Origin of the sequence: Moritella sp. F3, from assembly GCF_015082335.1 — a bacterium.
Classification (GTDB): Bacteria; Pseudomonadota; Gammaproteobacteria; order Enterobacterales; family Moritellaceae; genus Moritella.
Map to the genome: position 1 here is coordinate 1 of NZ_BLRL01000124.1, position 248 is coordinate 248.

Consider the following 248-nt stretch of genomic DNA (forward strand, 5'->3'; position numbering starts at 1 on the left):
TTCTACAAGATGGCAAACCTGCGGGCGAAGGCATTGAAGTAAGCATTTTAAAAGGTGACACTCGTTACCGTAACGAGCGTGGCGAAGTAAAAGTAACTACCGATAAAAATGGTATGTTCACAACTACGTGGAAAGAGCCTGGCTTATACCTAATAGAAACGTCTAACGATGTTGAAGTAAACGAAGAAGGCGTAGACGCTGGCCGTTATGCTTTATTTACAACACTTGAAGTAGCGCCTGAATAATTT

General features: G+C 41.9%; 1 protein-coding gene. It reads left to right on the plus strand.

Features of this window, described 5'->3' with window-relative positions; genetic code table 11:
* Positions 1-245: DUF4198 domain-containing protein (locus JFU56_RS22650; protein WP_198439459.1), on the plus strand; the 245-nt coding region annotated here is incomplete at its 5' end.
* Positions 246-248 lie beyond the last annotated feature (3 nt).